The sequence below is a fragment of the Pseudomonas sp. GW822-FHT01E03 genome, from assembly GCF_058802985.1.
This window is the reverse complement of sequence record NZ_JBXAOQ010000008.1, coordinates 252,003-270,134: the sequence shown is the minus strand read 5'-3', so window position 1 is coordinate 270,134 and position 18,132 is coordinate 252,003. Positions and strand designations below refer to the sequence as shown.

General features: G+C 59.7%; 22 protein-coding genes. 14 read left to right on the top strand and 8 right to left on the bottom strand.

Annotation, left to right across the window (positions count from 1 at the left end; all coding sequences use genetic code 11):
- Positions 1 to 7: 7 nt before the first annotated feature.
- A complete protein-coding gene (locus tag AC1RP7_RS18280; protein WP_493181753.1) occupies positions 8 to 1,174 on the top strand; it encodes an aminotransferase-like domain-containing protein in 1,167 nt (388 codons plus the stop codon).
- Positions 1,175 to 1,340: 166 nt separating this feature from the next.
- Here the strand turns inward: AC1RP7_RS18280 and AC1RP7_RS18275 are convergent, their stop codons facing one another.
- From AC1RP7_RS18275 to AC1RP7_RS18255, 5 genes are all read right to left on the bottom strand, one after another.
- Complete coding sequence (locus AC1RP7_RS18275; protein WP_046042961.1) at positions 1,341 to 1,712, bottom strand: glutathione S-transferase N-terminal domain-containing protein; 372 nt, start codon at positions 1,710 to 1,712, stop codon at positions 1,341 to 1,343.
- Between the two features lie 104 nt (positions 1,713 to 1,816).
- Positions 1,817 to 2,362, bottom strand: coding sequence for a GTP cyclohydrolase I FolE (gene folE / locus AC1RP7_RS18270; protein ID WP_007988130.1), 546 nt, complete (start codon positions 2,360 to 2,362; stop codon positions 1,817 to 1,819).
- 77 nt (positions 2,363 to 2,439) lie between these two features.
- Positions 2,440 to 2,997 (bottom strand): Smr/MutS family protein, encoded by a 558-nt coding sequence (locus AC1RP7_RS18265; protein ID WP_057715753.1) that lies wholly within the window; start codon positions 2,995 to 2,997, stop codon positions 2,440 to 2,442.
- 78 nt (positions 2,998 to 3,075) lie between these two features.
- Entirely contained in the window at positions 3,076 to 3,396 is a 321-nt protein-coding gene (locus AC1RP7_RS18260; protein ID WP_008048404.1) for a hypothetical protein, read from the bottom strand.
- A 131-nt stretch (positions 3,397 to 3,527) separates the two neighbouring features.
- Positions 3,528 to 4,118: a cysteine hydrolase family protein gene (locus tag AC1RP7_RS18255; protein WP_056721821.1), complete on the bottom strand. Its 591-nt coding sequence runs from the start codon at positions 4,116 to 4,118 to the stop codon at positions 3,528 to 3,530.
- A 238-nt stretch (positions 4,119 to 4,356) separates the two neighbouring features.
- Between AC1RP7_RS18255 and prmB the strand changes: the two genes are divergently transcribed.
- On the top strand, positions 4,357 to 5,265 hold the full coding sequence (gene prmB, locus AC1RP7_RS18250) for a 50S ribosomal protein L3 N(5)-glutamine methyltransferase (protein WP_057715752.1): 909 nt from the start codon (positions 4,357 to 4,359) through the stop codon (positions 5,263 to 5,265).
- Positions 5,266 to 5,427: 162 nt separating this feature from the next.
- On the opposite strand, the gene AC1RP7_RS18245 is transcribed toward prmB, so the two are convergent.
- Positions 5,428 to 6,219 (bottom strand): hypothetical protein, encoded by a 792-nt coding sequence (locus AC1RP7_RS18245; protein WP_150812349.1) that lies wholly within the window; start codon positions 6,217 to 6,219, stop codon positions 5,428 to 5,430.
- Positions 6,220 to 6,307: 88 nt separating this feature from the next.
- Positions 6,308 to 7,306, bottom strand: coding sequence for an alpha/beta hydrolase (locus AC1RP7_RS18240; RefSeq protein WP_057715750.1), 999 nt, complete (start codon positions 7,304 to 7,306; stop codon positions 6,308 to 6,310).
- An 83-nt stretch (positions 7,307 to 7,389) separates the two neighbouring features.
- On the opposite strand from AC1RP7_RS18240, the gene aroC reads away from it, so the two are divergent.
- The 5 genes from aroC to mtnC are packed head-to-tail and all read left to right on the top strand — an operon-like array spanning position 7,390 to position 11,533.
- Complete coding sequence (gene aroC / locus AC1RP7_RS18235; RefSeq protein ID WP_057715749.1) at positions 7,390 to 8,481, top strand: chorismate synthase; 1,092 nt, start codon at positions 7,390 to 7,392, stop codon at positions 8,479 to 8,481.
- 29 nt (positions 8,482 to 8,510) lie between these two features.
- Positions 8,511 to 9,662, top strand: a complete 1,152-nt coding sequence (locus AC1RP7_RS18230; protein ID WP_090453989.1) for an MFS transporter — start codon at positions 8,511 to 8,513, stop codon at positions 9,660 to 9,662.
- A complete protein-coding gene (locus AC1RP7_RS18225) occupies positions 9,659 to 10,279 on the top strand; it encodes a methylthioribulose 1-phosphate dehydratase (protein ID WP_493181754.1) in 621 nt (206 codons plus the stop codon). Before AC1RP7_RS18230 ends, AC1RP7_RS18225 begins: the two co-directional genes overlap by 4 nt.
- A gap of 20 nt (positions 10,280 to 10,299) precedes the next feature.
- Positions 10,300 to 10,845, top strand: coding sequence for a 1,2-dihydroxy-3-keto-5-methylthiopentene dioxygenase (locus AC1RP7_RS18220; protein ID WP_102672392.1), 546 nt, complete (start codon positions 10,300 to 10,302; stop codon positions 10,843 to 10,845).
- A 4-nt stretch (positions 10,846 to 10,849) separates the two neighbouring features.
- On the top strand, positions 10,850 to 11,533 hold the full coding sequence (gene mtnC, locus AC1RP7_RS18215) for an acireductone synthase (RefSeq protein ID WP_340314440.1): 684 nt from the start codon (positions 10,850 to 10,852) through the stop codon (positions 11,531 to 11,533).
- Positions 11,534 to 11,657: 124 nt separating this feature from the next.
- On the opposite strand, the gene AC1RP7_RS18210 is transcribed toward mtnC, so the two are convergent.
- Positions 11,658 to 11,936 (bottom strand): DUF3509 domain-containing protein, encoded by a 279-nt coding sequence (locus AC1RP7_RS18210; protein WP_057715744.1) that lies wholly within the window; start codon positions 11,934 to 11,936, stop codon positions 11,658 to 11,660.
- Between the two features lie 370 nt (positions 11,937 to 12,306).
- On the opposite strand from AC1RP7_RS18210, the gene AC1RP7_RS18205 reads away from it, so the two are divergent.
- The 7 genes from AC1RP7_RS18205 (at position 12,307) to AC1RP7_RS18175 (ending at position 17,811) form a co-directional block, all read left to right on the top strand.
- The gene (locus tag AC1RP7_RS18205; RefSeq protein WP_493181757.1) at positions 12,307 to 14,145 is read left to right on the top strand and encodes a long-chain-acyl-CoA synthetase; all 1,839 of its coding nucleotides are present in this window, start codon (positions 12,307 to 12,309) and stop codon (positions 14,143 to 14,145) included.
- A gap of 97 nt (positions 14,146 to 14,242) precedes the next feature.
- The gene (locus AC1RP7_RS18200; RefSeq protein ID WP_218496822.1) at positions 14,243 to 14,761 is read left to right on the top strand and encodes an ankyrin repeat domain-containing protein; all 519 of its coding nucleotides are present in this window, start codon (positions 14,243 to 14,245) and stop codon (positions 14,759 to 14,761) included.
- Positions 14,762 to 15,007: 246 nt separating this feature from the next.
- The gene (locus AC1RP7_RS18195) at positions 15,008 to 15,538 is read left to right on the top strand and encodes a hypothetical protein (RefSeq protein WP_493181759.1); all 531 of its coding nucleotides are present in this window, start codon (positions 15,008 to 15,010) and stop codon (positions 15,536 to 15,538) included.
- Between the two features lie 80 nt (positions 15,539 to 15,618).
- Positions 15,619 to 15,810 (top strand): PLDc N-terminal domain-containing protein, encoded by a 192-nt coding sequence (locus AC1RP7_RS18190; protein WP_493181760.1) that lies wholly within the window; start codon positions 15,619 to 15,621, stop codon positions 15,808 to 15,810.
- Positions 15,811 to 15,970: 160 nt separating this feature from the next.
- On the top strand, positions 15,971 to 16,846 hold the full coding sequence (gene speE, locus AC1RP7_RS18185) for a polyamine aminopropyltransferase (RefSeq protein ID WP_090453999.1): 876 nt from the start codon (positions 15,971 to 15,973) through the stop codon (positions 16,844 to 16,846).
- A 176-nt stretch (positions 16,847 to 17,022) separates the two neighbouring features.
- On the top strand, positions 17,023 to 17,256 hold the full coding sequence (locus tag AC1RP7_RS18180; RefSeq protein ID WP_057715738.1) for a hypothetical protein: 234 nt from the start codon (positions 17,023 to 17,025) through the stop codon (positions 17,254 to 17,256).
- 210 nt (positions 17,257 to 17,466) lie between these two features.
- Positions 17,467 to 17,811, top strand: coding sequence for a ribonuclease E inhibitor RraB (locus AC1RP7_RS18175; protein ID WP_007971898.1), 345 nt, complete (start codon positions 17,467 to 17,469; stop codon positions 17,809 to 17,811).
- Positions 17,812 to 18,132 lie beyond the last annotated feature (321 nt).

Sequence of the window (18,132 nt, the reverse complement as noted above, 5' to 3'; positions counted from 1 at the left end):
GATCCCCATGGCTTTTTCCGAACGTGTCTCACGCCTTAAAAGTTCCTTGATCCGTGAAATCCTCGCAGCGGCCCAACGTCCGCAGGTGATGTCGTTTGCCGGCGGGTTGCCGGCCGAAACCATGTTGCCGAAGGTCGAGTGGGCCGAGATGCCGGTTTCCATGGGCCAATACGGCATGAGCGAGGGCGAACCGGCGCTGCGCGAAGCACTGGCCGCCGAGGCGCGAGCGTTGGGAGTGCCATGTGAGGCAAGCCAGGTACTGGTGGTCAGCGGCTCACAGCAGACCCTCGACCTGGCCGCCAAGCTGTATATCGACAAGGGCACCGAAATCCTGCTCGAAGCGCCGACTTATCTGGCGGCATTGCAGATTTTCCAGCTGTTCGGCGCCGACTGCCTGACCGTGCCGCTGGAGGCTGACGGACCGAACTTGACGGCGCTACGTGCTCGCCTGGAACAACACCGCCCGTCTTTCATCTACTTGATCCCGACATTCCAGAATCCATCGGCGGTGCGTTACAGCGAAGCCAAGCGCAACGCGGTGGCGGCATTGCTTGATGAGTTTGGCGTGACGCTGATTGAGGACGAGCCTTACCGCGAGCTGACCTTCGACGGTGGCAGCGCCACGCCGATTGTCAGTCGCTTGAAGAAGGCCAGCTGGATCTATACCGGGACCGTGTCGAAAACCCTGTTGCCGGGTTTGCGTGTCGGCTACTTGATCGCCAGCCCGGACCTGTTTCCACATCTGTTGAAACTCAAGCAGTCGGCGGATTTGCACACCAATCGGGTCGGCCAGTGGCAGGCGCTGCAATGGATCGGCACCGAGAAATATCAGCAACACCGTAGTCAGTTGCGCGATTTTTATCGGGGGCGTCGGGATGCGTTTCAGGCTGCGCTGGAAACGCACTTCTCCGATCTGGCGGACTGGAACGTGCCGCAGGGCGGGCTGTTCTTCTGGTTGAAACTCAAGCAGCCGCAAGACACCCGCACCTTGCTGAATGCCGCGCTGGCCAACGACGTGGCGTTCATGCCGGGGGAGCCGTTCTTCCCCGAGCCGGACAACCATCCGGGGTATCTGCGATTGAACTTCAGTCACATTGATCCGGCGCGGCTGGATGAGGGGCTCAAGCGGTTGGCGGCGGTGGTGCGCGCTGCCCAGGCCGCAAAAGCAGCCTAGAAACAAATAAACCGGCCAATGGGCCGGTTTATTTTTGTCTGAAATTTATGGTGCCTGTGCCGGCCTCATCGCGAGCAAGCTCGCTCCCACAGGTTTTGTGTACACCACAAATCCACTGTGGGAGCGAGCTTGCTCGCGATGGGGGCATCAGCCCCGCCCAAATTTTTCAGGCTGCCGCAAAACGCTTGTCCAGATAATCAATGATCACCTTGGACTCGTACATCCAGGTGGTCTGGCCATTCTCTTCAATGCGCAGGCACGGCACCTTGATCTTGCCGCCTTGCTCCAGCAAGGTCTGGCGATCCTGTTCGTTGTTCTTCGCGTCGCGAAGGGCCACCGGCACATTCAGGCGGCGCAGGGTACGGCGAGTCTTCACGCAGAACGGGCAGGCGTGGAATTGATACAGCGTCAGGCCCTTGGCAGCCGAATTGACCTGTGCCTGAACTTCCGCCGGGCGCTGCTTCTTGCCTGGGCGGGTGATGAAGTCGATGAAGATGATCAGTTGGCCAAGGCCGACACGAAGCGCTTTTACGAACACGTTGAAAGCCTCACGGTGCAAACGAATAAGGGCGCGCAGCTTACCTGATTTTTTGCGGGCGAAAAAAAACCGGCGATGAACGCCGGTTTTCTTCGTGCCGCAAATTACTTGATGAGGCTGAGGAATTCGCTGCGGGTGGCGGCGTTTTCACGGAACTCACCGAGCATCACCGAGGTGATCATCGTCGAATTCTGCTTTTCCACACCGCGCATCATCATGCACATGTGCTTGGCCTCGATCACCACCGCAACGCCCAGGGCGCCGGTAACCTGCTGGACCGCATCGGCGATCTGGCGGCTGAGGTTTTCCTGGATCTGCAGGCGGCGGGCGTACATGTCGACGATCCGCGCCACTTTCGACAGGCCCAGGACCTTGCCGCTCGGGATGTAGGCGACGTGAGCCTTGCCGATGAACGGCAGCAGGTGGTGTTCGCACAACGAGTACAACTCGATGTCCTTGACCAGCACCATTTCGCTGTTGTCGGAGCTGAACAGGGCACCGTTGGTGACCTCTTCCAGTGTCTGTTCATAGCCGCGGCAGAGGTACTGCATGGCTTTGGCGGCACGTTTTGGCGTGTCGAGCAGGCCTTCGCGGGAAACGTCCTCGCCGAGCTGGCCGAGGATCGCCGTGTAATTCTGTTCCAGGGACATGAAACTACCTGTGGGATTTTACGCAAAGGGCAAGGGTACGGTGACGGACACGACGCTGCAAGCGTGACGCGTCAGCTTTACTCGTCACGACCTTCCATCATGGTGCGTTTGAGCATCACATAAACCGCGCCGGCACCACCATGTTTCGCCTGGCACGAGGTAAAGCCGAGTACCTGTGGATGCTGGCGCAGCCAGGTGTTGACGTGGCTTTTGATCATCGGCCGCTTGCCGTCCAGGCGAACAGCCTTGCCATGGGTGACGCGCACGCAGCGGATTTCGAATTTGGTGGCTTCAGCCAAAAATGCCCAGAGGGTTTCCCGGGCCTTTTCCACGCTCATGCCGTGCAGGTCGAGGCTGCCTTCGAAAGGAATCTGCCCGACCTTGAGCTTGCGCATCTGGCTTTCCTGCACGCCATCGCGGGCCCACATCAGCTCGTCTTCAGGGCCGACGTCGATGACGAACTGATCGGACAGCCCGTCGACGGTGGTGGATTCGGTGCGCACGGTGGCCGCTTGACGCAGCTTGGCAATCTGCGCGCGGTCAGCCTTGGGTTTGCCGGTTTCGGCGCGATCGTGCTTGATCGGCTTGACGCCTTGGATCGCGCTTTTGAACAGGGAAAAATCGTCGTCTTGCATGTCAGCCTCCGCGAAGGGCGGCCAGTTTACCCAACTCGAAGCGAATCGGGCGCGACAAAAACGCGCGCGATGCCAGGCTCAGTCGTGTTTTTTCATCAGGTGCGGGGACATGGCCAGCTCCCGCGACTGCCGCGAGCGACGACGGCAACGGCGCCATAGCCAGACACCGAGGTACAGCACGAACAGGCCGATGGCCAGGATCACGGCAGCACCGGTGCGGCTTGTGTTCAATTCACCCAGGGCGGGTGCGTGGCCGAGCAGGCTGGCGGCACCGGCCATGGCCAGCAACACGCCGCACATCGCCAGCAACGCCGCGAACGTCGCGCCGATTCGAAAACGCCAGTTGCTTTGGCCTTTGGGCCGCAAGCGGCGAGCGTCAAAACCATCGGATAACTTCATTCCGACCTTCCTCAATGGGTATCGGCCCTTCGACCGGGAGTTGACCGGGATGTTCCTGAGGCTAAGACAATTACGGCAAATGGGAGGCTTTTGCGGATGAGCGGCGTTCCAGGCCGCTCATTGAGCGTCGATCAGATCAGTTCACGGGTCAGCGCGAGGGTGGCGAAGTTGTCGCCCATGATCGCCATTTCCGTCTGATGGACGTGTGCGGCACTGAGCACGCCGCCCTTGTAAGGCAGGTCGCGGGTGGCGCAGGCGTCTTCCACCAGGGTGCAGCGGAAGCCCAGGTTCTTGGCGGCACGTACCGTGGTGCTGACGCTGGAGTGGCTCATGAAACCGCAGACGATCAGGTCAAGGGCGCCGAGGTCTTCCAGGCGTTGTGCCAGTTCGGTGCCGTGAAAAGCGCTTGGCAACAATTTGCCGATGACGGTTTCATCGCTCTGTGGCTCCAGGCCCGGAATGAACTCACCACCTACGCCCTGTGGGTTGAACAGCCCGCCGAGGGTGCCGAGGTGGCGGACATGCACGATCGGCCGGCCGGCGGCGCGGGCAGCGGCGAGCAATTGCTTGATGTTCGCGACAGCTTCATCCATGCCGCTCAGGGCCAGGGGACCGCTGAGGTATTCTTTCTGGGCATCGATGATGACCAGGGTGGCATGGCTCAGATTGGCCGCTGCATAACCGCGGCCGCTGAGTTGAAACATCGTTTTTGGAACAGACATTCTGGGGCTCCTTGGAGTGGGGCTTTTGCGCCATTGTCCTCTGGCTGAGCGGTTCTGTGAATCGCTACGATCGTAGGTGCCGTCGTTGCTGGCCTGTAGCCTTGTCAATAGTCACGTTTTGTTCAATAGCCTAGCGAAAAAATGGATAACTCCTACATTTGAATCGGTACTTTCCCGCGTCGTCGTGAAGTCGTTTGACTGGTAGAATCCCCCGTCGATTTTTCTGGAGTTTGCCGTCGTGATCACTTCCCGCCTTCGTACCCTGCGTGACCATATCCGTTGGGCCGTCAGCCGCTTCCATGGGGAGGATCTTTTTTTCGGCCATGGCACTGACAACGCCTGGGACGAAGCCCGGCAATTGGTGTTGGGCGCGTTGCACCTGCCGTGGGAAATATCCGACAGCTACCTCGACTGCAACCTGGAAGAAGACGAAGTGGTTCACCTGCAGCTTTTGCTCAAGCGCCGCATCGAAGATCGGGTGCCTACCGCGTATCTGCTGGGCGAGGCCTGGTTCTGTGGCATGTCGTTCATCGTCGATGAGCGTGTGCTGATCCCGCGCTCCCCCATTGGCGAGTTGATCGAAAACCGTTTTACCCCCTGGCTGGCTACCGAGCCGGCGCGGATTCTCGACCTGTGCACCGGTTCCGGTTGCATCGGCATCGCCTGCGCCTACGAGTTCCAGCATGCCGAGGTGGTGTTGGCGGACCTGTCGTTCGAAGCGCTGGAAGTGGCCAATCAGAACATCGAGCGCCATGGTGTCGATGAGCGTGTGTACACGGTGCAGGGCGACGGTTTCGAGGGCTTGCCGGGTCAACGTTTCGACCTGATCGTGTCGAACCCGCCCTACGTCGATGCGGAAGATTTCGCCGACATGCCGGACGAATACCAGCACGAACCGGAACTGGGCCTGGCCTGCGGTGATGACGGTTTGAACCTGGTGCGGCGCATGCTTGCCGAGGCGGCGGATCACCTGACCGAGAAGGGCTTGCTGATTGTCGAAGTGGGCAACAGCCAGGTGCACGTCGAGGCGTTGTACCCGGAAGTCGACTTCGCCTGGCTGGAGTTCGAGCGTGGCGGCCATGGTGTGTTCATGCTCAGCGCGCAGCAGTGTCGTGAGCATCAGGCGTTGTTCGCTTCTCGCGTCTGACCGGGCATTTGTGGCGAGGGGGCTTGCCCCCGTTGGGCTGCGAAGCAGCCCTGAACCCTCACACCAGATTTATCCAGATATGTCTGTGGTAGCTGTTTTGCGACCGCTTCGCGCTCGAACGGGGGCAAGCCCCCTCGCCACAAGGTGCAGTAACTCAAGCCTTCAACGATGCGTGGCAATCCAGATCAACAACCCCGCCTGAAACACCGCAAATGCCACCAGGCAGGTGATGGTGAATCGCAACCCGGCGTCTTCGCGTTTGTACTTGCTGACCTTTTCTTCGTGTTTCTTGAGTTTGACTTCCTGCTCGGCCAGGTTCTGTTCGGCTTGCTGGAGCATCTGCGCCGCCTCGAGGATTTCCACGACCTGCAGTTTTTCGCTGTTCCAGTCGCCAGAGAGGTCGCCGACCTTGACCGGCTTGACACTGCCTTTCAAATGCTGGGCATCGGCATACACCACGTCGAAACCGTGCACGCGTAAAAAATGATCGCGGCGCAGGCGGGTGTCTTCGTTCAGTGCATCCTTGTTGTTCAGGTCGAAGCCGTCGACGGTGTAGGTCGGCCAGCGCTTTTTCGCCCAATTGATGCCCTGGGCCGCCATGTAGCGACCAATGCCACGGTTCAGCGGTTCAATCTGCAGTCCGCTTTCCGGACCGAAATGCACGCGTTTTTCAGCGTGATCGACCCACACGTCCAGATGATTCTGTTCCTTGCGTACGCGCTGGCCGGGCAGGGTGATGCTCATGCGCATCAGGCTGTGCGTCTTGTCATTGCGTTCGGCATAGCCTAACTCGACAAAGCGCAATGGGCGTCCGCCTGTGTTGCGGTCAGTCTGCAGCGGCGCCAGACGGAGCATCTTGTGGTGCTCGACGTGGACGTCCGCCCAGGGCAGCTCGACCGCTGGTGGTGCGTCTTTTTCAGCGCTGGTGTCGGGTGAAGTCTGGGTGTCAGTCATAACGGCGAGATCCTGTCCAAGCTCAGCTTGTCGCCAACCAATGTGTTGGCGACAAAGGCTTATCGGCCGTTTTTTTCAAGACTGGAGGTTAACTGGCGCGAAGTCCGTCAATAAAACCGAGGATTCGCGTGCCCAGCTCCGCCGCCAGGGGCAGCTGCGGGTCCTTATAGGAGGCCAGTTGGCGTTTGACGTCGTTAGGCACGATGCGCATGACGTGGTTCATGCCCTCGATCAGCGCCAGTTCGGCGTCCGGTTTGGCAGCCTTGAGCAGCCTTGCGTCATTGACGCCGACCTGGATGTCGTTGCTGCCCTGGATGATCAGTGCTGGCATCTTCAACTTCGCAAATGCCGCGGCCGGGTCCTGGCGGAACAGGGAAATCAGGTAAGGCTGCACACTCGGGCGGAAAATCACCTGCAAGGGTGGCGGCACATTGTCGTCGGTTTTCCCGGCCTTGAGGCTGTCGAGCAATTGATTGCTGCGCAGCATCAGCGGTTGAGGCAGGCGATTGCCCAGTTGCTCGCGAATGACCTGATCCACCGGTCTTGCGCTGCCGGAGACAGAAATCACCGCGTCGGCATCGATATCCGGCGCAGCGAGGCTGGCGATCAAGGCGCCTTCGCTGTGACCCAGCACGATCAACTGGCCAAAACGCGGATCGGTCTTGAGTTTCCGACCCCAGGCTTGGGCGTCGGCCACATAAGCTTCCACCGTCAGATTGCGTTCATCCGGGGTCGCCGCCAGGCTCGCGGCCACGCCACGCTTGTCGTAACGCACGCTGGCGATGTTGTGTTTGGCCAGCACCCAGGCCAGGCGCTTGAGGCTGTCATTGCGCCCGCCGTCGGCGTTGTTTCCGTCACGATCCGTAGGGCCGGAGCCTGAAATGATCAGGACAACCGGCACTCGATTGTCGGATTTTGGCAGCAACAGCGAGCCGAAAAGCTCGCCGGTGCCCGTATCCAATGTGATCGGTCGTTGCAGGACAGTCGCCTGGGCGAAGCCGGAAATCAGGGTAAGGCTCAAGGCTAGAACTCGCAGCATCATCGCGCCATTATCAAGAAGATGCCGGTTGGACTCACGGGCACCCATAAGGTTCGAGGATGAACTACTTGGGTAGCCTGCGTATACTGGCGCGCATTACGTATTCAGGTTCATTTCACGGAGCGTCCTGCATGTCCGGCAATACCTACGGCAAGCTGTTCACTGTCACCACCGCGGGCGAAAGCCATGGCCCGGCGTTGGTCGCCATTGTCGATGGCTGCCCGCCGGGGCTGGAGATATCCCTGGAGGATCTGCAGCGTGACCTGGACCGCCGCAAGCCCGGCACCAGCCGCCACACCACCCAGCGCCAGGAAGCCGACGAAGTCGAAATCCTCTCCGGCGTGTTCGAAGGCCGCACCACCGGTTGCGCCATCGGCCTGTTGATCCGCAACACCGACCAGAAGTCCAAGGACTACTCGGCGATCAAGGACCTGTTCCGCCCGGCCCACGCCGATTACACCTACCACCACAAGTACGGCGAGCGCGATTATCGCGGCGGCGGTCGCAGCTCGGCCCGTGAAACCGCGATGCGCGTCGCGGCCGGTGCGATTGCAAAAAAATACCTGGCCAGCCAGGGCATCGTCATTCGCGGCTACATGAGCCAGTTGGGGCCGATTGAAATCCCGTTCAAGACCTGGGATTCGGTCGAGCAGAACGCCTTCTTCAGCCCGGACCCGGACAAAGTGCCTGAGCTGGAGGCCTATATGGACCAGTTGCGTCGCGACCAGGATTCGGTCGGTGCGAAAATCACCGTGGTCGCCGAAGGCGTGATGCCGGGTCTGGGCGAGCCGATCTTCGACCGCCTCGACGCGGAGCTGGCCCATGCGCTGATGAGCATCAACGCGGTCAAGGGCGTGGAAATCGGCGCCGGTTTTGCCAGCGTCGCCCAGCGTGGCACCGAGCATCGCGATGAAATGACCCCGGAAGGTTTCCTCAGCAACAACGCGGGCGGCATTCTCGGCGGTATTTCCTCCGGTCAGCCCATCGTTGCGCACCTGGCGCTGAAGCCGACGTCGAGCATCACAACGCCGGGCCGCTCCATCGACATCCATGGCAACCCGGTGGAAGTGATCACCAAGGGCCGTCACGACCCGTGCGTGGGCATCCGCGCCACGCCGATTGCCGAGGCGATGATGGCCATCGTGCTGATGGATCACCTGCTGCGCCATCGTGGGCAAAACGCCGACGTGCGTGTGAGCACGCCGGTGCTGGGTCAGCTGTAAATGGCTGACATCATGGTCGCAGCCGTCTGATGGCGACTGCGGCGCTCCCGTACTGGCGGCTCTCCAGTTTCTATCTGTTCTATTTCGCCTTGCTCGGTTCGACAGCGCCGTTTCTGGCGCTGTACTTCGATCACCTGGGGTTCAGCGCCGCGCGCATCGGCGAGCTGGTGGCGATCCCGATGCTGATGCGCTGTGTGGCGCCGAACATCTGGGGCTGGCTGGGCGACTACACCGGTCGGCGACTGGCCATCGTGCGCTTCGGCGCGGTGTGCACGCTGCTGACCTTTTCGCTGATCTTCGTCAGCAAGACCTACGCCTGGCTGGCGATGGTCATGGCCTTGCATGCGTTCTTCTGGCACGCGGTGTTGCCACAGTTCGAAGTCATCACCCTGGCGCATTTGCAGAGCCAGACCTCGCGCTACAGCCAGATTCGCCTGTGGGGCTCGATCGGTTTCATCATCACCGTGGTCGCGCTGGGCCGTTTGTTTGAATGGCTGAGCCTGGACATCTATCCGGCGGCGCTGGTGCTGATCATGGTGGGCATCGTGCTCAGCAGTCTGTGGGTGCCCAATGCCCAACCGGCCCCGGGCAACCGGGTGGCGGGGGAGGGATTCCTCAAGCAACTGCGCAACCCCGGTGTTTTGGCGTTTTACGGCTGCGTGGCGCTGATGCAGATGAGCCACGGACCGTATTACACGTTCTTGACCTTGCACCTTGAGCGCCTGGGTTACAGCCGGGGTGTGATCGGCATGCTCTGGGCGGTCGGCGTGGTCGCCGAAGTCCTGATGTTTCTGGCCATGAGCCGGATCTTCGCGCGCTTTTCACTGCGCCGGGTGCTGATGGCCAGCTTTCTGCTGGCGGCGTTGCGTTGGCTGTTGCTGGGTTCGCTCGCAGAGTTTCTTTGGGTACTGCTGTTTGCCCAGATCCTGCACGCGGCGACGTTCGGCAGCTTTCACGCCGCTGCCATTTCATTCGTGCAACGTAGCTTCGGTGCGCGCCAGCAAGGCCAGGGCCAGGCGCTGTACGCCGCATTGGCCGGCACCGGCGGTGCGTTGGGCGCGTTGTATTCCGGCTACAGCTGGAATGCCCTCGGCGCGGCATGGACATTTAGTATTGCCAGTCTCGCAGCCGTCGCGGCTGCCGTTATCATTGCCACACGTATGCAAGAGGACAGGCCATGAGCCTTACCCGTGAACAACTCGCCCAGGAAATCATCGACGCCGGGCGTTTTCTGTATGGCCGCGGCTGGTCGCCGGCCACCAGCAGCAATTACTCGACCCGCCTGTCGCCGAGCGAAGCCTTGCTGACCGTGTCCGGCAAGCACAAGGGGCAACTGGGCATGGACGACGTGTTGGCCACCGACCTGTCGGGCAACAGCCTGGAGCCGGGCAAGAAATCGTCCGCCGAAACCCTGTTGCACACCCAGCTCTACAGCTGGCGCCCGGAGATCGGTGCCGTGTTGCACACCCATTCCGTGAACGCCACCGTGCTGTCGCGCCTGACGCCGCAAGACTTCATCGAGTTCGAAGACTACGAACTGCAAAAGGCCTTCAGCGGTGTGACGACCCACGAATCCCGGGTGCGGGTGCCGATTTTCGACAACGACCAGGACATTGCGCGACTGGCCGCCAAGGTGCAGCCTTGGCTCGACGCCCATCCCGATTGCGTCGGCTACCTGATCCGTGGCCATGGCCTGTACACCTGGGGCGCGCGCATGAGCGATGCCCTGCGGCAGATCGAGGCCTTTGAATTTTTGTTCGAGTGCGAGTTGAAGATGCGCTCGCTCTTTAAAGCATGAACCGTTAAGGAGTTGCCCTGATGAGCAGCCTGTCCGTCTATCACGTCTCCAGCCCTGAAATCCCCAACAAGGTGCTGACCCATTTCGAAGACATCGCCTCGACCCTGGCCGAGCAGGGCGTACGCTTCGACCGCTGGCAAGCCGCGGCGAAGATCCAGCCGGGCGCCACTCAGGACGAAGTGATTGCCGCCTACCAGGAGCAAATCGACAAGCTGATGACCGAGCGCGGTTACGTCACTGTCGACGTGATCAGCCTCAACAGCGATCACCCGCAAAAAGCCGAACTGCGTGCCAAGTTCCTCGACGAACATCGCCACGGCGAAGATGAAGTACGATTTTTCGTTGCCGGCCGTGGCCTGTTTACCCTGCACATCGACGATTACGTCTACGCGGTGCTGTGCGAGAAAAACGACCTGATCTCGGTGCCGGCCGGAACCAAACACTGGTTCGACATGGGCGAACATCCGCACTTCGTCGCGATCCGTCTGTTCAACAACCCGGAAGGTTGGGTGGCCAATTTCACCGGCGAAGACATCGCCAGCCGATTCCCGCGCCTGGAGGACTGAGTCGATGCCGATCAAAGCGATTCTCACCGACATCGAAGGCACCACCAGCGCGGTGAGTTTTGTGTTCGACGTGCTGTTCCCCTATGCCGCCAAACACTTGCCGGCGTTTGTCCGTCAGCATGCCGAACGCGCCGATGTGGCGGAGCAACTGGCTGCCGTGCGCCGCGACAGCAATGAACCGGACGCCGACGTCGAGCGGGTCGTCGAGATCCTGTTGGGCTGGATCGCTGAAGACCGCAAGGCCACGCCGCTGAAAGCGTTGCAGGGCATGGTCTGGGAGCAGGGCTATCAGGCCGGGCAGTTGAAGGGGCACGTGTATCCGGACGCCGTTGAAGCGCTCAAGCGCTGGCATCGGGAGGGCTTTCAACTGTTTGTTTATTCGTCCGGTTCGATCCAGGCCCAGCGGTTGATCTTCGGCTGCTCAGAGGCGGGGGATCTGACGCCACTGTTCAGCGGCTATTTCGATACCACTTCGGGGCCCAAGCGCGAGGCGCAGTCCTACGCCAACATCACCCAGGCGATCAACCTTGAGGCGGGGCAGATTCTGTTTCTGTCGGACATCGTCGAAGAACTCGACGCGGCGCGCATGGCGGGGATGGCCACTTGCGGGCTGGCCCGCGAGGGTGGGGAACTGGCGGGGCATGTCACCGTGGACAGCTTTGCGCGGATAAATCCCGCCAATTTCTAAACGCCGCAAAACCTGTGGGAGCGAGCTTGCTCGCGATAGCGATATGTCATCCAACATTGATGTTGACTGACACTCCGCTATCGCGAGCAGGCTCGCTCCCACAGTGTTTTTCCGGCAATTTTATTTACAGCGAGTGATAGGTCGGCAGGGCAAACCGTTGCTGGCTCTGCAGCATGGAGATCTGCGGCAGTTCACTGGCTTGTTCGGCGAGGTCGCGGCGAATCGCACTGATGACCCACGTCAGTTGGTCGCCATTGTGCAATTGCTGATAGGAAATCGAGCGCTTGAACACCTTGCCTTCGCCGCCGCTCAGGGTCAGCAGGATCCCACCGTCAGGCCGGGCATGGGTGGTGACTTCGAAGTTGGAGAACAGGGACGAAAATTTTTCCTGAATCAGGTTCATTTCTTTCAGCTCCGTTGGCTCTTGAATGGCAAGCATACGGAGAGGGTTGCAGTGATTGTGCCAGCCTGGGTTGTTTGTAAATTATCTTATAAAACAACAAGTTAGTATCTGTGGTGATTTTTGCTTTCGTGCATTCTGCATGAACGGCCATCGTGCATCCTGCATTTTGCGAGGTCGCTCGGCGATTCGATTGAACCATTGTGTGTGCGGGGGTTCACGATTGGTCGTGTATCAATCGCAGATCAAGATCGCGGATCAAGATCGCAGATACAAAACATTTCAAAAACCGCGTGTACAGCTCAAGAACCGTTGACGTATTTTCGGGTTCAGTCATCGCAGCCCGACAATAAAAAGATCGAACGGGAGCATCATGAGTCGCACGTCGAACGACACGATTACCTGGAGCATGATGCTCCGCAAGCTGCCTTCCATCGCCAAGGCCATCCCCCGGGTGGTGAGGGGCATGAAGGCCGCCAACGTCAAGGACCCGACCCAGGCGTGTGGTTTGGGCTGGTGTTTCGAGCAAGCCACGTTGCGCAACCCGGATGGCCCGGCGCTGTTGCAAGGCGACGTGACGCTCAGTTACTCCGAGGTCAACCAATGGGCCAACCGCATCGCCCATCACCTGATCGATCAGGGCATCGGCAAGGGGGATGTGGTGGCGGTCTTCATTGAGAACCGCCCGGAACTGCTGGTGACTATTCTGGCGGTGGCCAAGGTCGGCGCGGTCAGTGCGCTGCTCAATACCTCGCAGACTCGCGACACTCTGGTACACAGTGTGAACCTGGTGGCACCGGTGGCGATCATTGTCGGTGAGGAGTTGGTCCCGGCGTACCTGGCGGTGCGTGAGCGGGTGTCGATCAAGGCTGCGCGAACCTGGTTCGTTGCCGATCAGGACACCTCTCGCCAACCCGGTATCGCACCTGAAGGTTTCATCAACCTGATGACCGTCAGCCTCGACGACGCCAGCGACAACCCGGCCAGCAGCCAGCAGATTTTCTTCGACGATCCCTGCTTTTATATCTACACCTCGGGCACCACGGGGCTGCCCAAGGCCGGCGTGTTCAAGCACGGTCGCTGGATGCGCAGCTCTGCGAGCTTCGGCATGATCGCCCTGGACATGCGCCCCGAGGATGTCGTCTATTGCACTTTGCCGCTGTACCACGCCACGGGCCTTTGCGTGTGCTGGGGTTCGGCCGTCAGTGGGGCCAGCGGGTTCGCCATCCGCCGCAAATTCAGCGCCAGTCAGTTCTGGAACGATGCGCGCAAGTACCGGGCAACCACCATCGGTTATGTCGGCGAACTGTGCCGCTACCTGGTCGATCAACCGCCCAGCTCCGAGGACAGCCGGCACGATGTGAAGAAAATGATCGGCAACGGCCTGCGCCCCGGCGCCTGGAGCGAGTTCAAGACCCGCTTTGCGGTGAATCACATCTGCGAGCTGTACGCTGCCAGCGACGGCAATATCGGTTTCACCAACATTCTCAATTTCGACAACACCATCGGCTTTTCCCTGATGTCCTGGGAGTTGGTCGCGTACGACCATGACAGCGGCGCGCCGATTCGACAGGCCAATGGCCTGATGCGCAAGGTCGCCAAGGGTGAGCAGGGGTTGTTGCTGGCAAAAATCGACGACAAGGCCCCCCTGGACGGTTACACCGATCCGCAGAAAACCGCCAAGGTCGTGCTTCAGGATGTGTTCGAAAAGGGAGACCGCTACTTCAACACCGGCGACCTGTTGCGCAACATCGGCTTTGGGCATGCGCAGTTTGTCGACCGCCTGGGCGACACCTACCGCTGGAAGGGCGAAAACGTTTCGACCACGGAGGTCGAAAACATCCTCCTGCAACACCCGCTTATTTCCGAAGCCGTGGCCTATGGCGTGGAAATCTGCAACACCAATGGCCGGGCCGGGATGGCGGCGATCACTCCCGCCGAATCCTTGGCAACTCTGGACTTCAGTGAGCTGCTGGCCTTCGCCCGCGAGCAGATGCCGGCCTATGCAGTGCCGTTGTTCCTGCGGGTGAAAGTGAAAATGGAAACCACCGGGACGTTCAAATATCAGAAGACCCGACTCAAGGACGAGGCCTTCGACCCGGGTAAAACCGGCGATGACCCGATCTATGCCTGGTTGCCGGGGACACAGACTTATGTACAGGTCACGGAGCAGTTGTTGTCCGACATTCACGGCGGCAAGTACCGCTATTGAATCTGGCTATGGCGGCCCATGAGAAAAAACAAGTGACAGTGCCGGGGGCGCTCGGGAAACTGTCGGCTTTTACGAATGACAGAAAAGGGAGTGCCCAATGTCAGACAAAAGCCGCCAGATGACCCCCGAAGAAGCCGCCGAATTTACCGAACAGGTATTCAACAAGGCACGGGAGGGCGATGCGGCGATGATGGCCGCGCTGCTGACCAAGGGTTTGCCGCCGAACCTGCGTAACCACAAGGGCGATACCTTGCTGATGCTGGCCGCGTATCACGGGCATGTGGACACGGTAAAAGTCCTGCTGGAGCACAAGGCCGACCCGGAGATCCGCAACGACAACGGCCAGAGCCCGATTGCCGGTGCCGCCTTCAAGGGCGACCTGGCGGTGATCAAGGCCTTGGTCGATGGCGGCGCCCAGGTTGAAGGCTCGTCCTTCGATGGCCGCACGGCGCTGATGATGGCGGCGATGTTCAACCGCGTCGAAGTGGTCGATTACCTGATCAGCAAGGGCGCCGACCCGAAAGCCAAGGACGCCAATGGCATCACCGCGCTGGAGGCTGCCAGGACCATGGGGGCTTCCGATACCGTAGCGCAACTGCAAAAGCTCTTGAGCTGACGACGTACCCTGTGGCGAGGGGGCTTTTGTGGCGAGGGGGCTTGTCGGATCGCCGCACCGTCCCGTTCGGCTGCGGAGCAGCCGTAAAGTCAGCAAATGCGGTCTGTCTGATGTACCCCAATTGAATGTTTTGGGGCCGCTTCGCGACCCAACGGGGGCAAGCCCCCTCGCCACAGGTCCGCATTTCCCTCATTAATGCGCTATCCTTCGCGCCCTCAAAATTCACCTCGCTACAGGATCCTCCCCATGAAAGCCGCACTCGTCGAACTCATCAGCAAAATCAGCTCCGGGTGCATGGGCGAAGACGAAATCCTCAAGATCGCGGACGAAGCAGCCCAGGCCTACGCCGATCCCGAGGTATTTCTGACGGCCAATCCGGACATCAACTACGACGAAACCTTCCCGATCCCGCTGGGTGAGTGGGTGGTGGTCGGCAGCCTGCCGGAAACGGTGCTGTTCCAGGCTGACACATACATGGACCTGTTCGCGCAGATCGTCGCCTCGTTCGGCCCGGGGGTGGAGTTCAATCTCAAGCCCAAGCAACTGGCCAGGACCGAAGCCCTGACCGCGCTCAACCGCATCCAGGTGCAGATGAGCAGCATGAACAAGGAAAACGGTGGCTACACGCTGATGAACTTCAGCCAGTTGCTCGATGACGAGTTGCAGGTGGTCCTGGTCTACGGCAACGACGTGCCACGGGTGCTGGAATTGTGCACCGAGGCGGGCATTACAGCCGCGCCATCCCTGGAAGCCCTGAAAGTGGCGATCCACGTCTGATCCAGACACTGTCAATAAAAAGGAATCCTCGCGACGACCGTCTATCCTGAGGGGGCATATCACTTTTCGGGAGCGTCACCATGGGTTCTACGTTCAACAGCCTGGTTGCCTTGATCATTTTTGTCCTGGACATCTGGGCCATCGTCAACGTCTTCAAAAGTAGTGCCGGGACCGGGATGAAAATCCTCTGGGTACTGCTGATCGCGCTGTTGCCGGTGCTGGGACTGATCATCTGGGCCATTGCCGGGCCGCGGGGCAACGTCAAACTCTGAACAGGCTCCCACAGGATTGTGGAATGCTGATCAACAGAGGTTCGACCTGTCATGTTGCGCGACGTAGAATGCGCGCCTTTCCCGGCCAATCGAGACGCTCGATTGGCCATCATGGGCGGGTAACCGTCCGTTGCCACCCGCATTCATCGGAGCACTTCCCATGAGCAACATCCCTGCCAGCGACTACCTGGAAACCCTCTACGAAGGCTACGGCCAGCGTTTTCGCATGGAAAAACTGCTGCACGAAGTGCGCACCGAGCACCAGCACCTGGTGATCTTCGAGAACCCGCGCATGGGCCGGGTGATGGCGCTGGACGGCGTGATCCAGACCACCGAAGCCGACGAATTCATCTACCACGAAATGCTCACCCACGTGCCGATCCTGGCGCACGGTGCCGCCAAGCGCGTGCTGATCATCGGCGGCGGTGACGGCGGCATGTTGCGTGAAGTGGCCAAGCACCGCAGCGTCGAGCACATCACCATGGTCGAGATCGACGGCACCGTGGTCGACATGTGCAAGGAATTCCTGCCGAATCACTCCAAGGGTGCATTCGATGATCCACGCCTGAACCTGGTGATCGACGACGGCATGCGTTTCGTCGCTACCACCACTGAAAAGTTCGACGTGATCATTTCTGACTCCACCGATCCGATCGGACCGGGCGAAGTGCTGTTCTCGGAAAACTTCTACCAGGCTTGCCACCGCTGCCTGAACGAAGGCGGCATCCTGGTGACCCAGAACGGCACGCCGTTCATGCAGATCGAAGAAGTGAAGACCACCGCCGGTCGCCTGCGCAGCCTGTTCCCGGACTGGCACTTCTACCAGGCCGCCGTACCGACCTACATCGGTGGTTCGATGACCTTCGCCTGGGGCGCCAGCAATACCGCTTATCGCAAGTTGTCCCGCGAAACCCTGCAACAGCGCTTCGCGGGCAGCGGCATCATCACCCGCTACTACAATCCTGAAATCCACATCGGCGCCTTCGCCTTGCCGCAATACGTGTTGCAGGCAGTGAACAAGCCAAGTAACGACTGATTGGCTGAAACACAAAACCTGTGGGAGCGAGCCTGCTCGCTCCCACATGGTTTGTGCATGGGTGTCGGGAGAGATTTTCACATCCGTCGATATGTTTGCTCCGGCGGAACAATTAGCCAGCTAACAAGGTCGAGATAGAGGTAAGCCCATCCATGGGTTTTATCGAGGAGGCACCAATGCAAAAGTGGAAAGTCACCTTCGTAGATGATCACGGCGAACAAGTTGACGAAGTGTTCGAAAGCGCGGAATGCCCGAACAACGAGCAAGCCGCCAAACTCATCCGCGCGCGTCGCCTGCCAGTTGCTGCCGAACTCGACCTCAATGATCTGGAGGGGCGCACCGACAATCCGACGGTCAAAAGCCTGAAACTCCAGAACAGCATTCAAATCCTCGGCATTACTCCAATCTGAACGACACCTGTCGCATTCACATCCAGGCCTTGGCACGGGCTCTGTCTTGAGGCTACTCTGCAAGCGAGATCAGCGAATGAATCGCTAAGGTCTGGTCTTGTCAGCTCCATGCTTGTTTCCCGCCGGCACATCGGTTGCCGTCGCTCGCGCTGTTCGGTTGCGGGTGAGGGAGTACGGAAAGTCTATCCATCGTTTTGAGGAGGACGTTTCATGAGCACAGCCTATCAAGAAGACATCAGCAGCAGCGTGCTGCGCCGCATGAAAGAAGGCGGTTTTGACTTTTCACGGTTTCATCCCATCGAGTTCTACGCCATTTTCCCGGATGAGGAGCGGGCACGCAGGGCGGCAGGTCATTTCCACCGTGGTGAATCCCTGGATGCGCAAGTCAGTGTGCGCGACGACGGCGCCTGGGCGCTGGAGCTGTGCAAGGTCATGTATGCCACCTACGACGATATCGGCGACTTCGAACAGGGTTTCGAAGCAGTGGTCGAGCCTCTGGGCGGCATCATCGAAGGCTGGGGTGTGAAACAGGAGGTACGAGGGCGACTCGCATAACCTTATGAACAGTGACAATCAGCAATCACGGCTGACCTTCGGGTTGGCCGTTTTCATTTGTGGGCGTTGGACACCAAAAAAAAGCCGCCAGGGCAGGCGGCTAAAAGGGAAGTCCGGTGAGCTTTTCAGCGAATGCCTGGATTATCCGTACCCATTGCCGGGCAGTGAAATCAACTCTGACTATGCTGGTGATAGGCGACCACCACGCCTTGCAATGAAGCGGGGGCGATCAGGTTGGGGCATTTACCGCACAGGATTGGTGCGGTACGTGCGCGTTGATTATCCAACCGATTGAAATTTAAGCGTTTATGCCGATGGCAC